Source organism: Azospirillum brasilense (assembly GCF_003349955.1).
GTDB classification, from domain to species: domain Bacteria; phylum Pseudomonadota; class Alphaproteobacteria; order Azospirillales; family Azospirillaceae; genus Azospirillum; species Azospirillum brasilense_B.
Genome location: NZ_QLKQ01000050.1, coordinates 21216 through 47431, shown reverse-complemented (window position 1 = coordinate 47431; position 26216 = coordinate 21216). Strand labels below are relative to the sequence as shown.

21 protein-coding genes are annotated in these 26216 nt (G+C 69.7%); 5 read left to right on the top strand and 16 right to left on the bottom strand.

Features of this window, described 5'->3' with window-relative positions:
• Window positions 1-22 precede the first annotated feature (22 nt).
• Both DXK32_RS20795 and DXK32_RS20790 read right to left on the bottom strand, forming a co-directional pair.
• The gene (locus DXK32_RS20795) at window positions 23-3289 is read right to left on the bottom strand and encodes an efflux RND transporter permease subunit (RefSeq protein WP_162801287.1); all 3267 of its coding nucleotides are present in this window, start codon (window positions 3287-3289) and stop codon (window positions 23-25) included.
• A 14-nt stretch (window positions 3290-3303) separates the two neighbouring features.
• Window positions 3304-4482: an efflux RND transporter periplasmic adaptor subunit gene (locus DXK32_RS20790; protein WP_247877257.1), complete on the bottom strand. Its 1179-nt coding sequence runs from the start codon at window positions 4480-4482 to the stop codon at window positions 3304-3306.
• A 291-nt stretch (window positions 4483-4773) separates the two neighbouring features.
• Here DXK32_RS20790 and DXK32_RS20785 point away from each other — a divergent pair, with 291 nt between their 5' ends.
• The 3 genes from DXK32_RS20785 (at window position 4774) to DXK32_RS20775 (ending at window position 7288) form a co-directional block, all read left to right on the top strand.
• Window positions 4774-5277 carry a hypothetical protein gene (locus tag DXK32_RS20785; RefSeq protein ID WP_114860253.1) on the top strand — a complete coding sequence of 168 codons (504 nt, stop codon included), beginning with the start codon at window positions 4774-4776 and terminating at the stop codon, window positions 5275-5277.
• 156 nt (window positions 5278-5433) lie between these two features.
• Window positions 5434-6873: a dihydroorotase gene (locus tag DXK32_RS20780; protein ID WP_247877256.1), complete on the top strand. Its 1440-nt coding sequence runs from the start codon at window positions 5434-5436 to the stop codon at window positions 6871-6873.
• A gap of 1 nt (window position 6874) precedes the next feature.
• Window positions 6875-7288, top strand: a complete 414-nt coding sequence (locus DXK32_RS20775) for a DUF3830 family protein (protein ID WP_114860246.1) — start codon at window positions 6875-6877, stop codon at window positions 7286-7288.
• Window positions 7289-7336: 48 nt separating this feature from the next.
• On the opposite strand, the gene DXK32_RS20770 is transcribed toward DXK32_RS20775, so the two are convergent.
• Genes DXK32_RS20770 through DXK32_RS20740 form a run of 7 tightly spaced genes read right to left on the bottom strand, consistent with a single transcriptional unit; the run spans window position 7337 to window position 14458 of the window.
• Window positions 7337-8296: an acetamidase/formamidase family protein gene (locus DXK32_RS20770; RefSeq protein ID WP_114860245.1), complete on the bottom strand. Its 960-nt coding sequence runs from the start codon at window positions 8294-8296 to the stop codon at window positions 7337-7339.
• A gap of 23 nt (window positions 8297-8319) precedes the next feature.
• Window positions 8320-9774 carry an amidohydrolase family protein gene (locus DXK32_RS20765; RefSeq protein ID WP_114860244.1) on the bottom strand — a complete coding sequence of 485 codons (1455 nt, stop codon included), beginning with the start codon at window positions 9772-9774 and terminating at the stop codon, window positions 8320-8322.
• A gap of 7 nt (window positions 9775-9781) precedes the next feature.
• On the bottom strand, window positions 9782-10828 hold the full coding sequence (locus DXK32_RS20760) for an ABC transporter substrate-binding protein (RefSeq protein WP_114860243.1): 1047 nt from the start codon (window positions 10826-10828) through the stop codon (window positions 9782-9784).
• Between the two features lie 55 nt (window positions 10829-10883).
• The gene (locus DXK32_RS20755; RefSeq protein WP_114860242.1) at window positions 10884-11657 is read right to left on the bottom strand and encodes an ABC transporter permease; all 774 of its coding nucleotides are present in this window, start codon (window positions 11655-11657) and stop codon (window positions 10884-10886) included.
• Window positions 11654-12535 (bottom strand): ABC transporter ATP-binding protein, encoded by an 882-nt coding sequence (locus DXK32_RS20750; RefSeq protein WP_114860251.1) that lies wholly within the window; start codon window positions 12533-12535, stop codon window positions 11654-11656. The genes DXK32_RS20755 and DXK32_RS20750 overlap by 4 nt, the downstream gene beginning before the upstream one ends.
• Window positions 12536-12573: 38 nt before the next feature.
• Window positions 12574-13371, bottom strand: a complete 798-nt coding sequence (locus DXK32_RS20745; protein ID WP_247877255.1) for an SDR family NAD(P)-dependent oxidoreductase — start codon at window positions 13369-13371, stop codon at window positions 12574-12576.
• 46 nt (window positions 13372-13417) lie between these two features.
• The gene (locus DXK32_RS20740) at window positions 13418-14458 is read right to left on the bottom strand and encodes an ABC transporter substrate-binding protein (protein WP_114860241.1); all 1041 of its coding nucleotides are present in this window, start codon (window positions 14456-14458) and stop codon (window positions 13418-13420) included.
• A 165-nt stretch (window positions 14459-14623) separates the two neighbouring features.
• On the opposite strand from DXK32_RS20740, the gene DXK32_RS20735 reads away from it, so the two are divergent.
• Window positions 14624-15541, top strand: coding sequence for a LysR family transcriptional regulator (locus DXK32_RS20735; protein WP_114860240.1), 918 nt, complete (start codon window positions 14624-14626; stop codon window positions 15539-15541).
• A gap of 45 nt (window positions 15542-15586) precedes the next feature.
• Here the strand turns inward: DXK32_RS20735 and DXK32_RS20730 are convergent, their stop codons facing one another.
• From DXK32_RS20730 to DXK32_RS20705, 6 genes are all read right to left on the bottom strand, one after another.
• The gene (locus DXK32_RS20730) at window positions 15587-17263 is read right to left on the bottom strand and encodes an ABC transporter ATP-binding protein (protein WP_114860239.1); all 1677 of its coding nucleotides are present in this window, start codon (window positions 17261-17263) and stop codon (window positions 15587-15589) included.
• Between the two features lie 58 nt (window positions 17264-17321).
• Window positions 17322-19307 carry a Fe(3+)-hydroxamate ABC transporter permease FhuB gene (gene fhuB, locus DXK32_RS20725; protein WP_114860238.1) on the bottom strand — a complete coding sequence of 662 codons (1986 nt, stop codon included), beginning with the start codon at window positions 19305-19307 and terminating at the stop codon, window positions 17322-17324.
• Window positions 19300-20196, bottom strand: coding sequence for an iron-siderophore ABC transporter substrate-binding protein (locus tag DXK32_RS20720; protein ID WP_114860237.1), 897 nt, complete (start codon window positions 20194-20196; stop codon window positions 19300-19302). Before DXK32_RS20720 ends, fhuB begins: the two co-directional genes overlap by 8 nt.
• On the bottom strand, window positions 20193-20987 hold the full coding sequence (locus tag DXK32_RS20715; protein ID WP_114860236.1) for an ABC transporter ATP-binding protein: 795 nt from the start codon (window positions 20985-20987) through the stop codon (window positions 20193-20195). Before DXK32_RS20715 ends, DXK32_RS20720 begins: the two co-directional genes overlap by 4 nt.
• Before the next feature lie 161 nt (window positions 20988-21148).
• On the bottom strand, window positions 21149-23317 hold the full coding sequence (locus DXK32_RS20710) for a TonB-dependent siderophore receptor (protein ID WP_114860235.1): 2169 nt from the start codon (window positions 23315-23317) through the stop codon (window positions 21149-21151).
• 155 nt (window positions 23318-23472) lie between these two features.
• A complete protein-coding gene (locus tag DXK32_RS20705) occupies window positions 23473-24357 on the bottom strand; it encodes an AraC family transcriptional regulator (protein ID WP_114860234.1) in 885 nt (294 codons plus the stop codon).
• Window positions 24358-24894: 537 nt separating this feature from the next.
• Here DXK32_RS20705 and DXK32_RS20695 point away from each other — a divergent pair.
• Complete coding sequence (locus tag DXK32_RS20695) at window positions 24895-25152, top strand: helix-turn-helix domain-containing protein (RefSeq protein WP_114860233.1); 258 nt, start codon at window positions 24895-24897, stop codon at window positions 25150-25152.
• 94 nt (window positions 25153-25246) lie between these two features.
• Here DXK32_RS20695 and DXK32_RS20690 read toward each other — a convergent pair whose 3' ends face one another.
• Window positions 25247-25867 carry a TetR/AcrR family transcriptional regulator gene (locus DXK32_RS20690; protein ID WP_114860232.1) on the bottom strand — a complete coding sequence of 207 codons (621 nt, stop codon included), beginning with the start codon at window positions 25865-25867 and terminating at the stop codon, window positions 25247-25249.
• Window positions 25868-26216 lie beyond the last annotated feature (349 nt).

Below are 26216 nucleotides of genomic sequence, written 5' to 3'. Positions count from 1 at the left end.
TTCGCCGCATCGGGATGGTCACTCAGTCTTCCTTGGCCGGGACGCCGCGGATGTGCCCGGCGTTCCCCCAATCGCCCGACGACGCTCCTCCGGCCGGGGCTCCTCCGGCCGGGGCTCGGTCGGACGCCTCGGCGTTCGGGTTGGGATGCTGGTTGACGGCCAGCGGCCCGCTGAACAGGCCGCGGACCACCGTGTAGAACACCGGTGTGAAGATCAGTCCGAACAGCGTGACCCCCAGCATTCCCATGAACACCGCGGTGCCCAGCGACTGGCGCATCTCCGCCCCGGCGCCCTGCGCGATCATCAGCGGCACGACGCCCAGGATGAAGGCGAAGGACGTCATCAGGATCGGGCGGAGCCGGGTGCGCGCCGCCGCGACCGCCGCCGCGAAGCGGTCCTTGCCCTCGAACAGTTCGTTCTGGCGGGCGAACTCGACGATGAGGATGGCGTTCTTGGCGGCCAGACCGACCAGCACCACGAACCCCACCTGCGCCAGGATGTCCACCGCCAGCCCGCGCATCAGCAGGCCGGTCACCGACGCCAGCAGGCACATCGGCACGATCAGGATGACCGACAGCGGCATCGCCCAGCTCTCGTACTGCGCCGCCAGCACCAGGAAGACGAAGACGACGGACAGCCCGAACACCAGCAGGCCGGTGTTGCCCGCGGCCTTTTCCTGATAGGCCAGCTCGGTCCATTCGAAGCCGAAGCCATCCGGCAGGGTGTCGGCCGCCGCCTTCTCCATCGCCGCCAGCGCGTAGCCGGTGGAGAATCCCGGCAGCGTGTTGCCCTGCAGCTCCGCCGCCGGATAGAGGTTGTAGCGGGCGACGCGGTAGGGTCCGGTGATGTTCTGGAACTCCGCCACCGCGCCGATCGGGACCATGTCGCCCTGCGCGTTGCGGGTCTTCAGGTTGGCGATGTCGCGCGGGGTCTGGCGGAACCGCCCGTCGGCCTGCGCGGTCACCCGATAGGTGCGGCCCAGCAGGTTGAACTCGTTGACGAAGGAGGAGCCGACATAGATCTGCAGCGCCTCGAACACCTGATCGGCGGTGACGCCCAGCATCTCGGCGCGCTGGCGGTCGATGTCGGCGAAGACCTTCGGCGTCTTGGTGTTGAACAGCGAGAACACCCCGACGAGGCCGGGAATGCGGTTCGCCGCGGCGGACAGTTCGGTCACCGCCTCCTCCAGCGCGGGCAGGCCGCGACCCCGCTTGTCCTCGACCATCATCTTGAAGCCGCCGGAATTGCCGATGCCGCGCACCGGCGGCGGCGGGATGGTGATGATGAAGGCGTCCTCGATGGCGCCCAGCCGGCTCCTCAGCTCGCCCAGCACGGACTCCGCGGTCTGGCCCTTCGGGATGCGGTCCGCGAAGGGGGCGAGGGTGACGAAGATCGCCCCGGCGTTCGGCGCGTTGGTGAAGGTGGCGCCGTCGAAACCGGCGAAGGGCACGGCGTGGATCACCCCCGGCGTCTTCAGCAGCGTGTCCACCGCGGTGCGCACCACCTCGTCCGTGCGGGCCAGCGACGAGCCGGGCGGCAGTTGCACCACCGTGATGAGATAGCCCTGGTCCTGGTTCGGGATGAATCCGGTCGGCGCCCGGCTGAACTGCCACGCCGTCAAAGCGAGCAGCACCCCGTAGACCGCCAGCACGATCACCGGAAGCCGCACCAGCCGCCCGGTCAGCCCGGCGTAGCCGTTGGACAGCCGGTCGAAGCCCCGGTTGAAGCCGCCGAAGAAGGCGTTGACCGGGCGCATCAGCGGCGACGGCTTGGCCGGGTGCTCCTCGTGCGGCTTGAACAGCAGCGCGCACAGCGCCGGGCTGAGGGTCAGCGACACCAGGCAGGAGATCACCGTGGCGGTGGCGATGGTCACCGCGAACTGGCGGAAGAACTGGCCGGAGATGCCGCTGACCAGGGCCGCCGGGATGAACACGGCGGTGAGCACCAGGGCGATGGCGATCAGCGCGCCGCCGACCTCGTTCATCGTCTCGTGCGCGGCGTCCTTGGGCTTCATGCCCTGGCGGATGAACCGCTCCACATTCTCCACGACGACGATGGCGTCGTCCACGACGATGCCGATGGCCAGCACAAGCCCGAACAGCGACAGCGTGTTCAGCGAATAGCCCAGCGCCGCCAGCACCGTGAAGGTGCCGATCAGCGAGACCGGGATCGCGGCGATCGGCACGATGGAGGCGCGCCACGTCTGAAGGAACAGGATGACGACGACGACGACCAGCGCCACGGCCTCGAAGATCGTCTTGTAGACCTCCTCCACCGACTGCGCGATGAACTCCGTCGGGTTGTAGACCACGTCGTAGCGCATCCCGCTGGGGAAGCCCTTGGACAGGTCCGCCATGGTCGCCAGGATGCGGTCGGCGGTTTCAAGCGCGTTGGAGCCCGGCCGCTGGAAGATGACCAGCGGCACCGCCTGCTGGCGGTCCAGATAGGCGTTCAGATTGTAGTCCTGCGCGCCCAGCTCGACCCGCGCCACGTCGCGCAGGCGGGTGACCGCGGACCCGTCGGTCTTGACGATGATGTTGGCGAATTCGCGCGGGTCGGTCAGGCGGCCCAGCGTCTCGACGTTGAGCTGGAAGGCACCCGGCGTCGGCACCGGCGGCTGGTTGATGACGCCGCCCGAAACCTGGACGTTCTGCGCCTGGATCGCCCGTACCACGTCGCCGGCGGTAAGGCCGCGCGCCGCCACCCGGTCAGGGTCGAGCCAGACGCGCATGGCGTAGTCGCGGGCGCCGAACACCTGGATGTCGCCCACCCCGTCCAGGCGCGCCAGCACGTCCTTGATCTGCAAGAGCGCGTAGTTGGACATGTAAAGCTGGTCGCGCGTTCCATCCGGCGAGTTCAGATGGATCACCATCAGCATGTCGGGCGAGTTCTTGCGCACCGTCACACCGATGCGCCGCACATCCTCGGGCAGGCGGGGCTCGGCCACGGCGAGGCGGTTCTGCACCAGCACCTGCGCGGTGTCCAGATCGGTGCCCAGCTTGAAGGTGATGGTGAGTTGGAGCCGTCCGTCGCTGGTCGCCTGCGAGGCCATGTAGAGCATGTCCTCGACGCCGTTGACCTCCTGCTCGATGGGGGCGGACACGGTGTCGGCGACCACCTGCGCCGACGCGCCGGGGTAGGTGGCGTTGACCACGATGGTCGGCGGCGCGATCTCCGGATATTGCGCGACCGGCAGGGTCAGATAGGCGAAAACCCCGATCAGCGTGATGAAGATGGACAGGACCGCCGCGAAGATCGGCCGGTTGATGAAGAAATGCGAGAGGTTCATGGCCCCGGCTCCGCTCAACCGGCCGGCGGCTTGGGTGGCTCGATCCGTCCGTCCTGCGGGGTCACCTTGGCGCCCGGCCGGGCCCGGACGAGGCCGTTGATGATGACCTTGTCCGTTTCCTCCAGCCCGGAGCGCACGACGCGCAAGCCGTCCTCGATGGGGCCGAGGCGCACCGGCTTGGGCACCACCGTGCCGTCGTTGCCGACCGTCAGGACGATCTTGTTGGCCTGATCGCTGACCACCGCCTGATCGGGAATCAGCGTGGCGGTGTAGCGGTCCGACCCCGGCAGGCGCAGCCGCCCGAACTGGCCGGGCGTCAGCAGCAGCGACGGGTTGGGAAAGACGGCGCGGGCGCGGATGGTGCCGGCGCCGGGGCTCACCTGGTTGTCGATGAAGTTGAGCGTCCCCTTCAAGGTCCAGCTCTGCTCGTCGAACAGGCGGCCTTCGACCGCGACGCCGCCGTCGCGTTGCGACTTCAACGCGCCGCGCGCTGCCGCCCGCTGGTAAGCGAGGTAATCGGACTCGCTCATGTCGAAGGTGAAGTAGATGGGGTCGAGCGAGACGATGGTGGTCAGCAAGGTTGTCGTGCCGGTGTCCCCGCCGACGATGAGGTTGCCGACGCTGACCTCGCGCCGGCTGATGCGCCCGGCGATCGGGGCGGCGATGCGGGTGAAGTTCGCGTTCAACTCCGCGGTCCGGACGGCGGCCTTCGCCACCTCGACCCCGGCGGCGTCGACGCGGACCTGCTGCTGGCGCTCGTCGAACACGCTGGCCGCGACGTTGTCGCTGCGCCGCAACTCCGCCGCGCGGGCGAGTTGGCGGTTCGACAGGTCCAGCTTGGCCTCGGCCTGCTGCTGCTCCGCCCGCGCCGAGGCCAGCGCCGCCTCGAACGGGCGCGGGTCGATGACGAACAGCGGATCGCCCTGCTTGACGAGCTGGCCGTCCTGGAAGGCGATGGAGTCGAGATAGCCGCTGACCCGCGCCCGGATCTCCACGAAGTCCACCGCCTGGAACTGGCCGGTGAACTCGTCCCACTCGACGATCTCCTTGCGCAGCGGCGGGCTGACCGTCACCGGCGGCGGCGGCGCGCTCTGGGCGGTCTCGGCGGCGCGGGCGCCGTCGCCGGGCGGGCTGGCCATCGACAGGACGGCGACCGCAGTGAGGGCGGCAATCAACAGCGCCAATCCGGCCATCACCCGACGAACGGATGCAGCCCTGCCCGTCCCAACCGCCGTCATGACCGTCTCCGTGCCCGTCTCCGGAGCCTGGATGGTTGCATGGAACAGCAAAGTATCACACGACGCGAAGGTTGCAACGGCTAACCCCTAAAAGGGGGAGAATCCCCGAATCCGTTCGCAAAATCGGCGTAACGAAGCGAGAATGGACGGTGCGGCATGGCGGCGCAACCGCGCAATCGCGCCTCGGGGCGGCACCACTCCCCCGCCGATCTGTTCCTGACCCTGTGTCACAGGCAGGAGGCCACCATGGCATCGCGCGCCGAGCGCTCCGACCCCGGTTTGTGGGAAAAGGTCAAGACAAGCATTCAACACGGCGACAAAGGCGGCGAGCCCGGGCAATGGTCCGCCCGCAAGGCCCAGATGGCCGTCCAGGAATACAAGCGGCGCGGCGGCGGCTACGAAGGGCCGAAGAGCGCCGACAACAGCCTGACGCAATGGACCGAGGAGGAGTGGGGCACGCGCTCCGGCAAGCCGAGCGGGGAAACCGGCGAACGCTACCTCCCCCGGCAGGCCCGCGACCACCTGTCCAAAGCCGACTACCAGCGCACCAGCGACAAGAAGCGCGCCGACACGAAGACGGGCAAGCAATTCTCCAAACAGCCGGACGACGTGGCCCGCAAGACGGCCCCCTACCGCCACCACGACGGCGGGGAATCGACCCGCGCCGCCCTCTACGAGGAGGCGAAGCAGCGGAACCTGCCCGGCCGCTCCCGCATGAGCAAGGAAGAGCTGCGAAAGGCGCTGTCCTGACCTTAAGCCGCCTGTGGGCTTGTACTTTTTGTCGACACCCTTGCCGGAAATTGGCGTTTGAGGTGAATCGCGACGCTGCCTAGCCTGCCATCTGTCCACGACGCGACGTGACCGCTCCACACCACATTGCGGGCTTGAATGATGAAGGAACATCCGGTGGCAGGCACCGATTCGATCGCCGATCTCGTGATTCACGGGGGTGAAATCGTCACCTCCGCGGCGCGCTTCCCGGCCAGCATCGCCATCAGCAACGGCCGGATCGCCGCCATCGGCGCGCCGGAGACGATGCCGCCGGCGGCCGAAACGCTGGACGCGACCGGCCTCGCCATCCTGCCCGGCGGGATCGACGTCCATGTGCATTTCCGCGATCCCGGCTACACCCACAAGGAGGACTGGGCCAGCGGCACCAGCGCCGCGGCGTTCGGCGGCGTGACCACCGTCTTCGACATGCCCAACACCATCCCGACCGTGGCCACGCCGGAGATCCTGGCCGCCAAGCACGCCATCGCGGACGAGAAGGCCTTCGTCGATTACGGCCTCTACGCGGTGCTGGGCGAGGAGTCGCTCGACCACGTCGAAGCGCTGGCCGAGGGCGGCGTCATCGGCTTCAAGCTCTACATGGGCAACACCTTTGGCCGCATCCCGTCGCCGGACACCGGCGCCATGCTCGAACTGTTCGAGCGCGTCGCGCCGACCGGCAAGCGCGTCAGCCTGCACGCCGAAACCAACACCATCATGGAGCGGCGGGAGAAGCGCCTGCGCGAGGCCGGCCGCAACGACCCGCTCGCCCACCTCGACTCCCGCCCGGCCGTCGTGGCGGTGGAGGCGGTGGAGCGCGCCGCGACCCTGGCCGAATGGACCGGCGCGCGCATCCACATCCTGCACATCTCCTCCAAGGAGGAACTCCGGCCGCTCGCCGAGGCGAAGGCCCGCGGCGTCGACATCACCGGCGAGACCGGCCCGCACTACCTGATGCTGAGCACCGACGACTACGCGCGCTGCAAGGGCGTCATCCGCGTCAACCCGCCGGTGCGCGAGGCCGACTGCCACGAACCGCTGTGGAACGCCCTGAAGGACGGCACGATCGACATGATCGCCACCGACCACGCGCCCCACACGCCGGAGGAGAAGACCCGGTCGGTGATCTGGAACTGCGACTGCGGCTTCCCCGGGGTCGAGACGCAGATGCCGCTGATGCTGACCGCCGTCGCGGAAGGCCGCATGGACCTCCGCGACTATGTCCGCGCCAGCTCGGAAGCCCCGGCCAAGAGCTTCGGCCTCTACCCGCAGAAGGGCGCCATCCTGCCCGGCGCTGACGCCGACCTCGCGCTCTTCGACCTGTCCGAGGAATGGGTGATCGACGACTTCAAGCTGCACTCGCTGTCGCGCATCTCCCCCTGGCACGGGCGCAAGGTGAAGGGAAAGCTGAAGCACACGCTGGTCCGCGGGGCCTTCGTGGTGCGCGACGGCGCCCTGGTCGAGACCATGAGGGGCCACGGCCGCTCCGTCCACACCATCCAGCGCATGCCGCCGGCCGAGCCGCGCAACACCCACAAGACCATCGCGGCGGTCACCGCCGCCACGCCCGAGGCGTGACATGAGCGACCTCCTCATCACCGCCGGCCCCTTCCGTTTCGAAGCGCGCTTCGAGACGGACGGGGCGCCGAAGACGGTGGCCGCGCTCCGCGCGCGGCTTCCCTTCCGCAGCCGGATCGTCCATGTCCGCTGGAGCGGCGAGGGCGTGTGGGTGCCGCTGGGGGCGACGGACTTTGCCGTCCCCTATGAGAACCACACCAGCCATCCGGCGCCGGGGCAGATCATCCTGTACCCCGGCGGCCTCAGCGAGACGGAAATCCTGCTGGCCTACGGCGGCGTCAGCTTTTCCAGCAAGGTCGGCCAGCTCGCCGGCAACCACGTCATCACCCTGACCTCCGGGCTGGAAAACCTGCCGGAGCTGGGTCGCTTGGTCCTGTGGGAAGGGGCCAAGGACTTCGAGATCGCCCTGCGCTGACCGCGCCGCCCTCTCCTCCTCCGGCGGGGAGAGGGCGCGCCGGCGGGCTCAGGGCGCGCCGTGCAGCGCCCAGCGCGGCAGCAGGGCGTGGATGCCCTTGTGCCGGTTCACCAACTGCGTCACCCGCAGATCGGCGGCGACGCTGCACAGGCGATAGGCCTGCTCGGCGGACAGGCCGGTGCGGCCGGAAATCAGCGCGATCATGGCCCGAAGCGCGATCCGCGCCGCCTCGTCGAGGTCCGGGTCGAACCCCATGGTGATGACGTGGTCCGCCGTCTCCGCCCACGGGCCGGCCAGACCGGCCCTCTTCACAAGCTCAATGCGGAAGCGCCCGGTCAGGCCGGTTTCGACCGCCGTCAGGCAGACCTCGCCGTCGCCCTGCGCGGCGTGGCCGTCACCGACGGACAGCCGCGCGCCGGCGGTCCACACCGGCAGGTGAAGCACCGCGCCAGCCGTCAACTCCTTGTTGTCGATGTTGCCGCCGAAGGCGCCGGGCACGATGGACGTCAGCCGCCCGTCGGCGGTCGGCGGCGCCGTCCCGATGACGCCGAAGAAGGGGCGAGCGGGAATCTCCAGACCCCAGGGCATCCGGATCACGCCGCGCGCGCGGTCGATGGGCAGGTGGATGCGCCCTCCCCCTGGCGCCGGATCGGGCACCAGATCGGGCAGAGCGCCGGCGCCGGGACGGATCAGGTTGAAGCCCCAGTCGTCGCGCAGCGACACCTCCAGGATCTCCACCCGCAGCGCGTCCCCCGGCTCCGCGCCGCGGACGGCGATCGGCCCGGTCATGATGTGCGGTCCCGGCCCCGGCTCCACGGCGGCGAGGATGCGCCGGTGCTCGGGCCGGACGGTCATGCCGCTCCCCTCCGGCGGCAGATCCTCCGTCCCGCCGCTGACGGTGTGGATCGTCATGACGTCGCCGCTGGCGATCTCGGCGACCGGCGGCAGCGTTCCGTCGAAGAAGCCCCAATGCACGCAGTCGGGGGTCGGGACAAGGTCGAGCGGCATGGGAGCTTCCTGGAAGGGTGTGGTCAGCAGCAGGGTGCGGCGGCGTAGTAGCGCCGCATGGCGTCCTCCAGCGCCGGCAGGGCGGCCTGGAGCGCGGCGCTTCCGGCCATGCCGTGGCGCAGCCGGGCCAGCAGTTCCGCCTGCACCGCCGGGTGGTCGATGCCGGTGACGTGGCCCCGCCGCACGACGGTCCGCCCGGCCACCAGAAGCTCGGCGATGTGGCCGGCCCCGGCGCGGGCGAACAGCAGGTCGCGCAGGCACAGCCCATCAAGCAGCCGGTCGGAATCGAGCGCGCCGGCGTCGAGCAGAAGCAGGTCGGCCGGCTGGCCAGGAGCGATGACGCCACCCTCCTCCCGTCCGGTGACCGACGCGCGCCCGTTGGCCAGCGCGATGCGCAGCATTTGCGCCTCGTCGACCGCGCCGTCGAAGCCCCATCCACGGTGCAGCGCGTTGGCGAGCCGCATTTCGCCCAGCGCGTCGTCGTCCTCGTTCAAGGTCAGCCCGTCGAGGCCGAGCGCCACCCGGCAGCCCCGCGCCACCATCTCGGCCAGCGGCGCGATGCCCGACCGCAGGCCGAGGTTGGAGCCGGTGTTCACCGACACGGTCACGCCCGTCTCGGCGAGGATGTCCATCTCCTCCGGCCGGATCCAGGTGCAGTGGGCCAGCGTGAGGCGCGGCGACAGCAGGCCGATCCGCTTCAGATACGGGAACAGGCCGTCGGGAAACTGGCGGTCCGCCCACTCGCGCTGGTACCGCGTTTCCAGGCCGTGCATGTGGACGCGCCGTCCCGTGCGGGCGGAGGCGTCGGCCACCGCCCGCAACAGCTCCGGCGAGCACCACTGCACGCCGGTCGGGCCGTATTGCACGTCCACCAGTTCGCCCGCCGCCGCGGCCGCCACCTCCTCCACCAGCCGGATCTGCTCGGCGGGGGATGGCGGCGGCGCGGCGGTGCGGCGGGCGAACTCCCGCCGCGCCTCGTCGGGCAGCAGGGCCAGCAGCTCCTCGGACGGGCCGTAGACCAGCGGGTTGCGGTCCTTCAGCGCCACCGCGAAGGCGATCCGCAGCCCCACGTCGCGGGCGGCGCGGGCGACCTCCGCCGCTTCCTGCGGCAAGGCGGTCAGCCCCTGGGTGCGGGTGTAATGCACCATGACCGCTCCGGCGCCGCCGAGCGCGCTGCGCCCCAGCGACGCGGCGGCGGCCAGATAGGGATCGACCGCCGGCAGCAGGGCCAGATAGTGCAGCCAGACCTCCAGCGGCTTGCCCGCCGCCCCGAAGGAGCTGGAGCGGACCGGCCGGCCATGGTCGTGCGCGTTGACGGGCGCCGGCAGGACGAACAGCGGCTCCGCGGCCTCCCCGACCCCATCCAGCGCCTCCACCGCCGCGATCCGCCCGTCGCGGAGCGTCAGCCGCCCCGGTCCCCGCGGCGTGTAGCCGGGCCCGTCGAGCCAAGCGGTGCAGGCGATGGAACGGACCGTCATGGCAACCTCATCCGGCGTTGGGAACGATGCGCCGCTCCGTCTGGGGCGGCAGGAAGGAACGGTCGAAGATCCGGCCGGGCGCCGGCTGGTTGGGCAGCTTGTAGGCCGCGGCCATCACGTCGATGGAGCGCGCCAGCCGGTCGTCCGACAGGTCGCCCAGCCCGATCTCGCGCGATTCCGGGGTGATCATCATGGCGTCGAAGGCGAACCGCAAGCGGCGCTGCTCGCTGCCGGCGTCGATCAGCGGCTCGACCTTGACCAGCGTCTTCACGGCGGCGGCGGGATCGGCCATCACGTCCTGGACGGCGCGGTTGATGGCGCGCACCAGCCCCTTCACCGCCTGCGGCTTGTCGCGGGCCAGCGCCTGGGACACCATCACGCCGTTGGAATAGAGGTCGAGGCCGTGGTCGGCGTAGCTGATCCAGCGGAAGCCGGTGTCGGGATTCTGCCCCTGCTGGATCAGATTGACGTAGCTGGTGACGTTGAAGACCAGCGAGGCGGCGACCTCGCCGCGGATCAGCATCTGCTCCTGCAGGTTGGGCTGCATGTTCAGCACCTCGACGCCGGACGGGTCCAGGCCGTTGCGCTCCAGCAGGGCGGGCAGCAGGCGGGTGGCGGCGCTGCCCGCCGGGCCGCCGACCTTCTTGCCGACGAGGTCCTTCAGCCCGGTGATGCCGCTGTCCGCCTTGGTCAGCACCGCGAAAGGCGGCTTGTTGTAGATGTGGTAGACCATCACCGGCGCCTCGGCGGGCTTCTGGGCCGCCTGCTGGATCACCGCGTTGATGTCGCCGAAGCCGGCGTCGTAGGCGCCCGACATGATGCGCGTGACGGTGGCGGAGGAGCCTTCGCCCTGGTCGATGGTGACGTCCAGCCCCTCCTCGCGGAAGTAGCCCTTCTCCTGGGCGACGAAGTACCAGGCGTGGATGCCCTGATACTTCCAGTCCAGCGTGAAGCGGATCGGCGTGCGCTCCTGCGCGACGGCCGGGGCGAACGGAAGAGCCAGGGAGAGGCCGAGCCCGGCCAGAAGCGCGGCGCGGCGGGTGATGGTGAACATGCCTGTCTCCATACCGAGGATGTTTTTGGTTATGACCGGAAGCGGGCTGGACCGGTCACCCGCCCGCGAACTCCGTCTTGCGGTTGGCCCAGCCGGTGACGCGGCGCTCGATCAGCGAGAAGACCACGTAGAGGGCGACGCCCAGCCCGGCCAGGATGAACAGGCCGGCGAAGACCAGCGGGACGTTGAAGTTGGAGGAGGCGATCAGCATCATGTTGCCGACGCCGCGGTTGGAGGCCACCGTCTCCGAAATCACCGTCCCGACGAAGGACAGGGTGACCGCCACCTTCAGCGACGCGAAGAAGTAGGGCATGGCGCGGGGCAGCCCGACGTTCAGCAGGATGTCGCGCTTCGACGCCTTCAGGGTGCGCAGCACGTCCTCCAGCTCCGGCTCGGTCGTGGCGAGGCCGGTCGCCATGTTCACCACCACCGGGAAGACGCAGATGATCGCCGAGGTCAGCACCGCCGGCACCGTGCCCGAGCCGAACCACAGCACGAAGATCGGCACCACCGCCACCTTGGGGATGGAGGAGAAGCCGACCAGCAGCGGGAAGGCGACGTTGTAGGCGAGGCGGGAGGAGCCGATCAGCAGCCCGATCACCACCCCGGCCCCGACACCCAGCGCGAAGCCGACCAGCGTGGTGTAGAGCGTCTGCACGGCGTGCGGCATCAGCGCCGGCCAGCGGTCGATGAGCGTGGCGATGATCTGGCTGGGCCGCGGCAGGATGATCTCGCTGATGCCGAAGACCAGGCAGGAGACCTCCCACAGGACGAAGACGCCGACGATGAGGGCGGCGGAGGCGAGCTTTTCGCGGTTCACGGCTCTCATGACGGCGCTCCTGCGCCGCTCCGCGCGGCGACGATGAGGCTGCGCAGCGTGTGCGTCAGGCTGGTGAATTCCGGCTGGTAGGTGGTGTCGAGCGTGCGCGGCCGTGCGAAGTCCACCTGCTCGTCCACCAGGATGCGGCCGGGACGCGCGCTCATCACCATGATACGGTTGGCCAGAAAGGCGCTTTCCCGCAGGTCGTGGGTGACCAGGAGAACGGTCGGCCGGCGCTCCATCCACAGGGTCTGCAGGGTGGCCCACAGCTCCTCACGCGTGAACTGGTCGAGCGCGCCGAAGGGCTCGTCGAGCAGGAGCAGCGTCGGGTCGTGGATCAAGGCGCGGCACAGCGAGGCGCGCTGCTGCATGCCGCCGGACAGTTGCCAGGGGAACTTGTTGGCGAAATCCTGAAGCCCGACCTTGGCGAGCAGGGCGTCGGCGCGGTCGCGGTACTCGGTCTTGCGCTTCTGCCGCCACTCCTCGCGGAAGGGCCGCGCGATCTTCAGCGGCAGCATCACGTTGTCGCGGATGCTGAGCCAGGGCAGCAGCGTCGGATTCTGGAAGGCCATGCCGATGCGCACGTCCTCCGCCCCGACCTCGCGCCGGGCGACGAAGACATGGCCGCTGGACGCCGTCAACAGCCCGCCCACCAGCTTCAGGATCGTCGATTTGCCGCAGCCGGAGGGGCCGACCAGGGCGATGAAGTCGCCGTGGTCGATGCGGAAGGTGCTTTCGGCGAGCGCCTGTGTCGCCGCGGCGTCCCGCCCGTAGGAGACGGTGACGCGCTCGAACTCGATGATGGGCCGCGCCCCGCCCGGCGGCTTGAGGCCGGTCGGCGTGGTCAGCTCGGCCGTTTCGGCCGGTGTGGCGTTCTGCAGGAACATCGTTTGCCCTTCCGTCTTCGGACCCGCCGGCGGCGCGGTCACAGCGCCGCCCATCCGCCGTCGACCGGAAGGTCCACGCCGGTGATCTGCCGCGAGGCGTCGCTCGCCAGGAACAGGCAGGCGTTGGCCACGTCCTCGCCCGTGGAGACGCGGCGCAGGGCGTAGTCGGCGGCGTGGCGCTCGGCGGCGGCCTCCTCGCTGATGCCCAGGCGGCGGGCCATCTCCGGCACGACCTTGCCGCGGAAGCGCGGCCCCTCGACCATGCCGGGAGCGACGCAGTTGACGTTGACGTTGAAGGGGCCGGCCTCCAGCGCGAAGGACTTGGTGATGCCGCGCAACCCCCACTTGGACGCCGAATAGGCCATCCGGCCCGCCCGCCCGCGCATCCCGAAGGTGCCGCCGACGTTGACGATCTTGCCGTAGCGCTGGGCGGCGAAGGTCGGCATGACGGCGCGCATGGTGTTGAAGCAGCCGGTCATGTTGAGGGTGACGATCTCGTTGAACTCGTCCTGGCTGGTCTCCCACCCCGTCTTGCCGATGGGGCCGGAGCCGCCGGCGACGTTGACCAGCACGTCGATCCGGCCGTAGGCCGCCAGCGTGCGCTCCGCCGCGCCCTGGCACTGCCGCTCGTCGGTGATGTCGCAGGGGATGACGATGGCCTCGCCGCCCGCCGCGCGGACCCGCGCCGCGACCGGTTCGATGGCGGTGGTGTCGCGCCCGACCAGCGCCAGCCGGCAGCCCTCGTCAGCGAAGGCCATCGTCACCGCCTCGCCCATGCCCTTCGCCGGGCCGGTGATCAGGACGACCCGCCCCTTCAGTTCCAGATTCATCGTCATTGCTCGTCGTCTTGCTGTTGGGGCCGTGTTGCCTGTTGGAGCCGTGTTACGGGACGACCCGGCTCGGCCGGTCGGCGCGGGGCGGCAGGTAGGCGTCGGTGAAGACCTCCGACGCCTTCGGCGTCCGCTCCAGCCCGTTGGCCTTGACCACGATCTCGATGGAGCGCTGGAAGCGCTCCGGATCGACGTCGCCCAGGCCGATCCGCGCGATCTCGGGATGGTTCATCTCCTGCCGGAGGGTGGCCTCGGTCCGCTCGATCTCGACCGCCTCGTTCAGCAGCGGTTCGCGCTTCATCACCGAGCCCACCGACTTCGCCGGTTCGGCGATCATGTCCTTGGTGGCGCGGTTGATGGCGCGCAGCAGGCCCTTCACCGCCTCGCCGTTCTCCTTCGCGAAGGCGCGCGAGACGACGATGGCGTTGGAGTAGAGGTCCATGCCGTAGTCGCCGTACTTGATGAAGCGGAAATCCTTGTCGGGATTCATCCCGGCGGCCTTGGCGCCGAAGGTGATGGTGTTGACGTAGCCCAGCACGCCGTCCACCTGCCCGCGCATCAGCATCTGCTCGCGCAGGTTCGCCTGCATGTTGGTCAGCGTCACCTTGCCGGCGTCGATGCCGGCCATGGTGGCGAAGGCGGGGAACAGCTTCAGCGCGCCGTCGCTGGCCGGGCTGCCGATGGTCTTGCCCTCCAGGTCCTTGGGCGTGCGGATCGGTCCGTCCGCCTTCACGGCGACGGTGAAGGGCGGCGTGTTGTACATCATGTAGACGGCGATCGGCGCCTCGTCCGGCGACTTGGCGGCAAGCGTGATCAGCGAATTGATGTCCCCGAAGCCGACGTCGTAGGAGCCGGTCGCCACCTTGGTGATCGACGCGCCGGAGCCCTCGCCCTGGTCGATGGTGACCTTCAGCCCTTCCGCCTTGAAGTAGCCGTTGTCCTCGGCCAGCAGGATCAGCGCCTGGGGACCCTGATACTTCCAGTTCAGCACCAGCTTGACCGGGGTCTCGGCCATCGCGGCGGTGGAGCCGCCGGCCAGGCCGAGAAGAACGCCCGCCAACGCCGCGGACCAGGTGTGCAACCGCTTGTCCATGAGGCCGTCAACTCCCGTAAGGTGTGACAGGAAGCCCGTCGCCCCCGCCGGTCCGGCATGGCGCTTCCTGGTGACGGGAGGAGGCTAAGCGGGCGCGAACAGCACCTCAAACGCTGTTTTTCTGCTAGGGTGATGACGAAAAGTATACACCGGGGGATCGGCGGCATGCGGCACATGCGGATTTGGCGCTACGTGGACGAGGCGGCCCGCTTCGGGTCCCTGCGCAAGGCGGCGGAGCATCTGAACATCACGCCCTCCGCCCTGCAGCGGCGCATCCAGGACGTGGAGGAGGATCTGGGAGCGACGATCTTCGAGCGGTCGGCCCAGGGCATCCGCCTGACGGCGGCCGGCGAAAGCTTCATCCGCTGGGTGCGCGCCCAGTCCGCCGACCTGGAGCGCGTGCGGTCGCAGATCGAGGACCTGTCGGGCATGCGGCGCGGCCAGGTGCGGATCGCCTGCAGCCAGGCGCTGGTCAGCTCCTTCCTGGCGGAGGAGATCACGTCCTTCCGCGAGAGCTTCCCGCTGGTCAGCTTCGAGATCCTGGTGGTCGACCAGGGCACGGCGCTGAAGATGCTCGCCGACTTCGAGGCCGACATCGCCATCATCTTCAGCCCGCGCCGGACGGCGGAGTTCCAGCCCCTGATGACGCTCGGCCAACGGGTCGTCGCCATCATGGCCGCCGACCATCCCCTGGCGGGACGGCCGAGCCTGCGCCTGCGGGACTGCGCGCCCTACCCGATCGCCCTGCCGGACGCCAGTTTCGGGACCCGCAACATCCTGGACAAGGTGCTGGCGGTCAGCTCGACGAAACTGTCGGTCGAGCTGGAGTCGAACTCCTTCGAGATGCTGCGCAACCTCGCCCGCATGAGCCAGGTGGTGACCTTCCAGATCGAAATCGGGGCGCCCTCGCCGACCCTGGAGCCGGGCCTTGCGGTGATTGCCCTGAGCGACGTCGATCTCGCCCACGGCCCGCTGGTGCTTGGGCAGCAGAAGGGCCGCACCCTGCCGGTCGCCGCCGCCAAGTTCGCCGAGCAGATTTCCCGCCGCCTCGACGAGATGCGCCGGACGCCGCAGCTCGCCTGAATTCGCCTCGAGTCCGCTGGCCGTCCGGCCGGGAACGCGGCGCGCTCAGCCGCGCGCCGCCAGCTCCTCGTGGGTGATGCGCTGAAGCCCGCCCTCGGTGCCGACGACATAGACCTCGTCGGCGTTGCGGATGGTCGCCAGCCGGTGGGCGATGACCAGGGTGGTCCGCCCCTCCGCCAGCTCGGTCAGCGACTTCTGGATTTCCCGCTCGGTCTGGGTGTCGAGCGCCGAGGTCGCCTCGTCGAGGATCAGGATCGGCGGGTTCTTCAGGAACATGCGGGCGATGGTCAGGCGCTGCTTCTGCCCACCGGACAGCTTCACGCCGCGCTCCCCGATGATCGTGTCCAGCCCCTCCGGCAGGGAGGCGATCAGCCCGTCGAGATGGGCCCGCCGCGCCGCCTCCATGATCTCCGCGTCGCCGGCGCCGAGACGGCCATAGGCGATGTTTTCGCGGATCGTGCCGCCGAACAGGAACACGTCCTGCTGGACGATGCCGATCTGCCGGCGCAGCGAGGCCAGTGTCATGGACCGGATGTCCAGCCCGTCGATCGTGATCCGCCCGGCCATGACCTCGTAGAAGCGCGGCAGCAGCGAGCAGATCGTCGTCTTGCCGGCGCCCGACGGCCCGACGAAGGCGACGGTGGAGCCAGCCTTGATCGACAGGTCGATGCCCTTTAGCACCGGGCGCGCCGGGTCGTAGCCGAAGGACACGCCCTCGTAGCGGATGTCGCCCTTCAGCGCCGGCGCCGCGATGGCGCCGGGCGCGTCGGCGATGTCCGGCTGGGTGTCGAGGAGCTGGGTGTAGCGGCGGAAGCCGGCGATGCCGCGGGGGTAGGTCTCGATGACCGCGTTGATCTTCTCGATCGGGCGGAAGAAGGTGTTGACCAGCAGCAGGAAGGCGAAGAACCCGCCCTGGGTCAGCTCGCCCACCAGCACGAAATGGGCGCCGGTCAGCATGACCACGATCAGGATCAGCCGCATGCTCATGTAGCTGAGCGTCGTCGAGGCCGCCATGATCTTGTAGGCGGCGAGCTTGGTCGTGCGGTAGCGGTCGTTGTCCTCGGCGAACAGCTTGCGCTCGTGATCCTCGTTGGTGAAGGCCTGGACCACGCGCATGCCGCCGACATTCTCCTCGATGCGGACGTTGAAGTCGCCGACGCGGGAATAGAGCGACTGCCAGTTCTTCGTCATCCGCCCGCCGTAGCGGCTGGTCACGAAGGCGATCACCGGCACGATGGCGGCGGTGATCAGCGCCAGCGGCAGATGCACGACGGCCATGAGTGTGAAGGCGCCGACGAAGGTCATCACCGCGATCAGCAGATCCTCGGGGCCGTGGTGCGCCACCTCGCCGATCTCGTCCAGGTCGCGGGTGACCCGCCCGACGAGATGGCCCGTCTTGTTGTTGTCGTAGAAGCTGAAGGAGAGCTTCTGCAGATGGTCGAAGCTCTTGCGGCGCATCTCCGTCTCGATGTTCACGCCGAGCATGTGGCCCCAGTAGGTCACGATGGCCATCAGACCGCCGTTCGCCATGTAGATCGCCAGCAGCCCCACCGTGGCGGCGACGATCAGCGGCCAGTCCTGGGTCGGCAGGAGCTGGTCCACGAAGGCGCGCACGGCCATCGGGAACCCCAGCTCCAGCAGGCCCGACAGGACGGCGCAGACGATGTCGAGGACCAGCAGGCCGGTGAAGGGGCGGTAGTAGGAGAGGAAACGGCGGAGCATGGCTCTTCTCATTGCGGAACGGCAGAGGGGTGAACGGCAGAGGGGTGAACGGGATGGATCACCGGCTGCGCGCTTCGGACCGGCCGAGCAGCCAGACCAGATAGGGGCCGGCGAGCAGAGCGGCGAACAGGCCCAGCGGCAATTGATAGGGGAAAGCGACGGTGCGGGCCAGCCAGTCCGACACCACCATCAGGCCGGCGCCGATCAGAACGGCCCCGATCCCCTGCTGAAGCGGGCGGCCCAGCCCGGCCAGCCGGGCGAGGTGCGGGGCGATCAGCCCGATGAAGCTCAGCGGCCCGACGAACAGCGCCGCCGCCGCGGTCAGCAGCCCGGCCAGCAGCACCAGCAGGACACGGCAGCGCCGCACCGGCAACCCGACGGCCCGCGCCGTCACGTCGCCCAGCGGCAGGATCTCCAGCCACTTGGCGGTCAGCGGCAGGGTTGCCAATAGGAGCATCGCCACACCGATACAGAACCAGGCGTCGCCCGGACCGGCCTCGTTGGTCGAACCGCTCAACCAGCGCAGCAGGGCGAAGGCCTGCGGTGAACCGGTGGCGATGACCGCGGTCAGCACGGCGCTGCACAGGGCGCTCATGGCGATCCCCGCCAGCAGAAGCCGCTCCGGCCCAAAGCCGGCGCGCAGCGACAGGGCGAGCATGGCGGCCAGCGTCAGCACAGCCCCCGCCGCCGACGCGGCAAGCTGCACGCCGAAGCCGGGGGCCGTGACGAGGAACAGCGCGGCGGTCAGGCCGACCCCGGCCCCGGTGCCGACGCCAAGGATCTCCGGGCTGGCCAGCGGGTTGGCGGTCACCCTCTGCAACAGCATCCCGGCGGCGGCCAGCATCGCCCCCGCCGCCGCCGCGACCGCCACACGCGGCCCGCGCCAGCCCAGCAGCGTGTCGAGCAGCGGGCCGGTGGACAGCGTCCAGCCGCCCGGCCCGGTGCCGACCGTGAGCGCGAGGCCCACGGCAACGGCGCCGAGGACGGCGAACAGGGCGATCAGCCGGTAAGGGTGCGGGCTGCGGCGCGACGGCGCGGGACGGCTGTTCAGCGACGGCCATTCGAACATGCGCAGGCGCGGCAGCAGCCAGAGCAGAAGCGGGCCGCCGAGCAGCGCCGTCGCCGCCCCGGTCGGCACCCGCTCCCCGTCCACCCCGGCCAGGAGTTGCACCAGCCCGTCGGTCAGCCAGAGCAGGAGCGCGCCGATCAGCGGGGCGGCGACCAGCCTCTGGCCCTGGGTCCGCGCACCGCTCAGATGCGCCAGCGCCGGGGCGGCCAGACCGACGAAGCCGATCACCCCGACCTCCGCCGTCACGCTGGCCGCCAGCCAGACCGCGACCCCGATGACCCCGAAGCGCGTGGCGTTGAGGGCGACGCCGAGGCTGCGGGCGCTGGCGTCGTCCAGCCCGAGGATGGCCAGCGGGCGCATCAGCAGGAACGCGGCGCCGGCGCCGATCAGCAGCCGGAGGGCGATGGTCAGGGTCGGCCCCCAGCTCTGCTGGGCCAGCGCGCCGCCGCCCCAGAGGAAGATGGAGAAGAGGTATTCGCCGTTGGCGAGGATCAGCGCGGCGCTGCCCATGGTCGCGGTCAGGGCGACCATCATCCCGGCCAGCACGACGGCCACCGGCTCCAACCCGCGCCGCCACGTCATGGCGAGGATCAGCCCGACCGCCGCCAGCCCGCCGGCCAGCGCCATCCCCTCCCGCGCGTGATCCATCAGGGCGGGGGCGTAGAGCATCCCCAGCGTCAGGGCGAGCTGGGCGCCCGCCGACACGCCGAGCGTCGAGGGCTCGGCCAGCGGGTTGCGCAGCACGCGCTGGAGCAGCAGCCCCGACAGGCCGAGCGCCGCCCCGGCGACCAGCGCCACCGCGATGCGCGGCAACACGCTGTGATAGAGGATGACGCCGTCCAGCGCCGCCACGTCCGGCGGCAGGGGTATGGCGGGGGCGGCGTGCCCGGCGATCTGCCGGATCGACAAGAGGGCAGCGGCCAGCGCCAGCCCGCTCCACAGCAGGATGCGGTTGACTCCCACGCGCTCAGCCATGGCGGACACTCTCCGGCCGCAGCAGGGCGGCGGTGACGAGGCGGGCGAAGCGCAGGGCGGCCGGAAGCCCGCCGAAATGGTTGACCGGCTCGATCACGCTCACCCGCTTTTCCCGCACCATCGGCAGGGCCTGCCACAGGGCGCTGTCGTCCAGTCCCCGCACCACGTCGGACGGCAGCGGCGGAACGACGATGGCGATGGCGTCCGGCATGCGCGCCAGCGCCTCGATCCCCAGCGGCGCCGCGGCGCTGTAGCTCGATTGCGACGCCCAGGCGTTGCGCAGCCCCAACCGCTGGAGCACCGCGCCGAACATGCTGTCGTCGCCAAAGGCGCGGACATGGCGGGCGTCGCCGAAGTTGATCGCCAGCACCGGGCGGCGGACGGCGCCGCTCAGGGACTCGCCCAGCCGGGCGATCTCCGCGCCGGCCCCGGCGACGACGGCGCGGGCCTCCGCCTCCCGGTCCAGCGCCCGGCCGAGGGTCAGCGCGGCTTCCGCCGCCAACCTGTAAGGCGGCACGCCCGGCCGGTAGATCGGCAGGGACAGGGTGTCCGCCACCCGCTCCAGGCTGGCCCGCTGCCCCTCGTAATAGTTGGAGGTGAGGATGAGGTCGGGCTCGGCCAGCGTCAGCGCCTCGTAATTGGGGGAGCCGCGCAGGCCGAGGTCGATCACCGAGTCCGGAACCTCCGGCTCGACGACGGTCTTGCGGAACTGGATCAGTTCGGTCGCGGCGACCGGCACGATGCCCAGCGCCAGCGCCGTCTCCAGCCCAGCCCAGTCGATGGCGGCGACCCGCCGCCCGGACTCGGCGCGCCCGAGGCGGGGCAGCAGCGCCGAGCCGGCGGCCAGCCCCAGCACGCGGCGGCGGGTGATCGTCGCCCGCCCCGTCACAGCACGCAACCGATCGGCTTGCCGGTCACCGGGTGCGGGACGGTCGTCATGGCGAGGCGGTAGATGGCCCCCAGCGTCTCGCCGGTCATGATGGCGTCCGGCGTGCCCTGGGCGATCAGCGCGCCGTTGCGCATCGCCAGGATCTCGTCGCAGACACTAGCCGCCATGTTGATGTCGTGCAGCACGATGACCGCGCCGATGCCGCGCGCCCGGCTCAGCCGGCGCACCAGCCCCAGCAGCTCCACCTGGCTGGCGATGTCCAGCGCCGAGGTCGGCTCGTCGAGCAGCAGGCAGCGCGTGTCCTGGGCCAGCATCATCGCCAGCCAGACGCGCTGCCGCTCGCCGCCCGACAGGCTGTCGACCAGCCGGTCGGCGAAGGCGTCCAGGTGGGTTTCGGCGATGGCCTCCGCCACCTTGGCGGCGTCTTCCGCCCCGAAGCGGCCGAGCGCGCCGTGCCAGGGAAAGCGGCCGAGCGCCACCAGCTCCCGCACCGTCATGCCCTCGGCGGGCGGGGTGAATTGTGGCATGTAGGCGACGGAGCGCGCGAAGTCGCGGTCGCCGATCCGCGCGAGGTCCGTCCCCAGGCAGCGGATGGCGCCACCGCTTGGCGGCTGCTGGCGGGCCAGCAGGCGGATCAGCGTGCTCTTGCCCGATCCGTTGGGGCCGACCAGCCCATAGATCCGCCCCGGATCCAGCCGGAGCGACAGTCCCGACAGGATCGCCCGTCCGGCAACGGAGAAACTCACGCCGTCAAGGTCGTAGAGGGGTTGGGTCTGGTCCGGGCTGGTCATCGGTCTTCACACGTGTATCCCTCTCCCCTCCGGGGAGAGGGAGGGGACCCGCGCCGCAGGCGTGGGGAGGGTGAGGGGGATGTCCGTAGCGGCACGTTCGGCAAAAGCGCAACCCCCTCACCCTAACCCTCTCCCCAGAGGGGAGAGGGGATTAAACTTAGTCACCACGTCATGTTGACGGTCAGCAAAGCCGTCCGACCCTCGGCGTAGCCGCAGGAGAACTGGGTCTGGCAGCTCGCCACATACTCCTTGTCGAACAGGTTGGTGACGGCGAGATTCACGCCCCAGGCGGCGGGCTTGTAGCCGATCCGCGCGTCGAAGACGGTGGCGGCGGGGACCTTCAGCGTGTTCTCGTTGTCGGCCCAGGACGAGCCGACGTAGCGCACGCCGCCGCCCACCGACACGCCGTCCAGCGCGCTCTCCCGGAAGGTGTAGTCGAGGAAGGCCGAGCCCTGGACCTGCGGCACGATGTAGGGGGTCTTGCCGATCAGCGCCGGGTTGGCGTCCTTCTTGATGTCGAGGTCGAGCGCCGTGAAGGAGGCGACCGCCTTCAGGTTCGGCGTGATGTTGGCCTTGGCCTCGAGCTCGATGCCGCGCGAGTTGACCTCGCCCAGCTGCGTCTCGGCGTTGAAGGCGCCGGTCACCACGTTGGTGCGCGTCAGGTCGAACAGGGCCGCGGTGAAGATGGCGTCCATCCAGGCCGGGCGGTACTTCACGCCGACCTCGTATTGCTGGCCGGTCTCCGGCTTGAACACGCCGGCCACCGCCGACGATCCCAGCACCGGGTTGAAGAAGGTGGAGGCGCTGACATAAGGCGTCACGCCGTTGGCGAACTCGTAGGCCAAGCCGGCGCGCCCGCTGAACTTCCCGTCCTTGCCGTCGTAGGCGGGCGTGCCGTCGGCGTCGGTCGAGGCGATGTCGTAGCGCCCGTTCAACGTCACCAGGAAACCCTGGCCAAACCGCATCTGGTCCTGCAGATAGACGCCGAGCTGACCCATCGTCAGCTTCTGGTCGATGTAGGAGAAGCGCTGGCCCTGAGCGGCGCCGTAGACCGGGTTGGTGGCGCTGATCGGCGTGGCCGAGCCGGACGCCTGCACCTGATCCATCTTGAAATACTTGTAGTCGACGCCGACCAGCGCCGTGTGGGCGACCGGCCCGGTCTGCCACTTGGATTCGAGCTGGTTGTCGATCAGGAAGGTGTTGACCTTGGTCGTGTGCTCGAAATTGATGCGCGACAGACGGTTGTCCGGGTCGGTCGGCACCGCCGAGAAGCCGTTGTAGCCGAAGGGATAGACCGAGACCTCGTGGACCCGGCTGTAGCCGTAGCGGGCGTTCTGGCGGAAGGTCAGGTCGTTGTCGAAGCGGTGCTCGAACTCGTAGCCGATGGAGGCCTGACGGCGCCGGTAGGTGTCGATGTCCGGCTCGGTGAAGTTGGACTTGCGGTCGATGCGCCCGAAGGCGGCCGGCTTCACCGTGCCGACATAGGGCAGGAAGGCGCCGCCGTTGTGCGTCTCGTCGATGTCGGTGTAGTTGCTCAGCACCGTCAGCGTGCTGCGCTCGTTCGGCGACCACTTGACGCTGGGAGAGATGGTGCCGCGGAAGCCGTCGGCGAAGTCGGTGTAGCTGTCGCCACCGGCGATCCGGCCGGTCAGCCGGTAGCTCAGCGTCGGGTCGATGGCGCCGCCGACGTCCAGCCCGAGATGGGCGGTGCCGTGCTGGTTGATTCCCGCCTCGACCGAACGCACCGGCGTGTCGCCGGGCCGCTTGGTGACGTAATTCACCAGACCGCCGGGGTTGCTGCCGCCGTAGAGGACGGAGGAGGCGCCGCGCAGCACCTCGATCCGCTCCAGCGTGTAGCTGTCCACGAACTGGCCGCCGAAGCCGTAGCTGTAAAGCTGGAGCCCGTCCTGGTAGACGCCGGTCTGCGTCGCCTGGAAGCCGCGGATGAAGATCCAGTCGGTGTCGCTGTCCGAGCCGAAAGGCTGGCTGAAGACGCCGGCGGTGTAGCGCAGCGCCTCGTCCACCTTCTGCGCGCCGCGGTCGTCCATCTCCTCGCGCCCGATCACCGAGACGGACTGCGGAACCGCCTCCAGCGGGATATCGGTCTTGGACCCCGTGGCCGAGCGGCCGGGCACATAGCCGCGGACCGGGCTGGTCGCGGTGTCGGCGCCCCGGCTGCCCTCCACGGTCACCGGAGCCAGAACCGCCGGGGCGGTCGCGTCCTGCGCCTGGGCGAGCGCCGGCACCAGCAGGGCGGCGAGCGCCGTGCCGTTCAAGAGGAAGCGGGTCCGTCGCTTGTCGGACAGTCGCTTGTTGGAAATATCACTCATCGCAATCGGCCTCGGACTGTATGCGGCATCCGCGAAACGCCTTCGTTGTTGCGAATGATTAGCATGCGCATGCAGGGTGCGATTGAACGGTCTTTGGACGGGTTGGACGATCTTCCGGCATTCGTCGGTCCCAGGATGCGTTGGGCGATGCGGGCTCAGCCGCACTGGTTGCGCAGCCACGCGGCGGGCGTGGTGCCGACGATCTGGCGGAAGACGCGCGTCAGGTGCGCCTGATCGGAGAAGCCCGCCATCACCGCCGCCGCCGCCAGCGTCGTGTCCGATCCGGTCAGCAGGCTCTTGGCCCGTTCCACGCGGACCCGCATCTGCCATTTGTGGGGCGGCAGGCCGGTCGATGCCTTGAAGGCGGTGCAGAAATGGGTGGTGGACAGGCCGGTCAGCTCGGCCAGCTCCTGCAAACGGATGGGACGGCCGCAATGCTCCTCGATGTAGTCGGTGACGCGCTTCAACTGGCGCGGCGGCAGCTGCCCCCGCTTGCGCTCGGCGACGGGTTCCGCCTGCGCGAGGCCGACGAACAGCGCGGCCATCAGGCTCTCGCCGTAGAGGTCGTGCAGATTCGCCGATGTCCGGCATTCCGCCGCGATCAGGCGGGCCAGCGCGAACAGGCGGTCGTCCGCGAAATTCAACCGCGGCCGGTCCATGCCGCGGAGGTCCAGCCCCTCCGCGACGCGGCTCCCCAGCACGGACATGTCGAAATGGAGGTCGAGATGGGTGAGCCGGCGCACGTTGAGCGTGCGCGACCACACCCGCAGCCCGGCGGGCACATAACTCAGCGGCTCGCGCCGGCCGAGCCGGCCGGACTCGCCGCGGCCGGGCGCGGCCGTGACCTGCAATCCGCCCTCACCCACCTGATCGAGGACCACCACCAGCCGCGGCGCCTCGGACACATACTCGCCCTGCCCGTTCCGGTCGCAGGCGACGTTCCAGATGTCGGCGATCATCCCGTTCCAGGCGCGCCACTGAAGGTCGCCGAGAATGGTGATCCCTTCCGTGCTGCTTTGCATTCTGGGATGGAACGGCATGGATCGGCCTCCCAGCCACCGGATTGAACGGACCCCCGGAATCCTTCCCCGAGCCGCCAGACCTATAGGGCAAAAGGCAATTGCGAACAAGTCGCATTCTTATTTGCCGACCGCCCGACCAGCTGGGCGGTCTTGCGCTGGAGCACAGCGCGTCGGTGCTGCCCAGAACGATGCCGTTGACGATCGGCCGCGCGACCGGAGTCACGCTGTTCCCATTGTCGATGTGGATTTCCGATCCGGTTCGACGGGCTGGACATCCGGATCGTCGAGTTCACCGAATGCATCCAGCCGAACACCGCGCTGGCCGCCGGCGGCCTGACGCCAACTCCTACCGGCATCTGCCCTTCCTGAAGGCGCGGATCGACACCCGCAACTCACACCAGCCGGTGGAGCAGATCACCGGGAGACCGCCGCGATATTGAACAAACAAGAAATGCTGTTTGTCCGAGAATCACACTTATTGTGGAAGAGTCGAGTGGGATCGCCTATCCTTGCGGCACAGCCTTCCGTTCCCATCGCCAGCCGGGTGTATCCATCATGCTCGACATCGGAAGAAAGTTGCAGGATCTGCGCGAGGCGCACGGCCTGTCGCAGCGCGCCCTGGCGCGCCGGGCGGGCATCAGCAACGCCTTGATCTCGCTGATCGAAAAGGAGAAGACCAGCCCGTCCGTCGCGTCGCTGAAGAAAATCCTCGACAGCTTCCCCGTCGAACTGTCCGACTTCTTCGCGCCGCGCAAGGAAGGCCCGTCCCACCGCAAGGCCGGGACGGGCCGGAGCAATTCCTGCGGCCAATGACGAAAACGATCGGTCGCTCTGGTGGGCTGCTCTGGGGGACACCGCCCAGGCCGCGCGGACCGTCGGCGCGGTGGGAGCCGGTCCAGGAGACGGCTCAGCGGGCGGCGGCCGGCGGCGAGCGTCCCGCCCCGTGCAGGAACAGGGTCCAGGCCCGATCGAAGAACCGGTCCCGGGCCTCTGGGGACGCGTAGGTCTCGCGACCCAGCATGGCGTCGTTCGACGGTCCCAGCACGATGGAGTGCAGCAGGTGGGCGGCGATCATGCGGGGGTCGTCGCCGCCCAGCATGCCGTCCCACTGCGCGGCGGCGACCAGGGCGACCAGCCGGTCGGTGATCGGGTCGCTCTCCCACGGGTCACGCCGGCCCTCGCCGAGGAGGATCGCCTCGCTCAGGGCGATCCGGTTCAGCGCGATCCTGTCCGGTTCGAAGGCGACGGCAAGAAACCAGCGGGCGACCCGTTTCAACCGCGACAGCGCGTCGCCGTCGCCGCCGCCGTCGATCTCGGCCTGGAGGCCGTCCAAGGTCCGCGTGCGCATGCGCTCGACCACCGCGGCGAAGAGCGCGCCCTTCGACGGAAAGCGCCGATGGATCGTGTCCTTCCCCACGCCGCAGGCGGACGCGACCTGCTCGATCGAGGTCGCCGCGAAGCCCTGGGCCGCGAAAAGCCGCGCCGCCGTGTCGATGATCCGGTTGAAGGCAGGCGATTCCGTCATCATGACTGTGCCTGCACCGCCCGACCATGGACAGGCCGATCACGGACCGGCCGACCATCAACACATGAAAGGCCTTGGTCTTTCGTGAGGTTACCTGAGGACACGCGCTCCCCGCCCTTCGCATTCCCGTCAACCGCGACCGGTGGCCGCGCCCGCCTTCCTTAGCAGACGGGCGCCGCCCCGCCCACACCCAAAGCGGGCAGAACCAAACTGCCGCAGCGCGGCGCGAGCCGCCGGCCGACCCGCACAGGACAACTGGGCGGACCGTCGCGCTTTCGGCAAGGGCGTTGGCGTTTTCATCAACGCCACACCGCTGTTTGGCGCCGGACGCCGTGCCGGCGCGACGACGGGC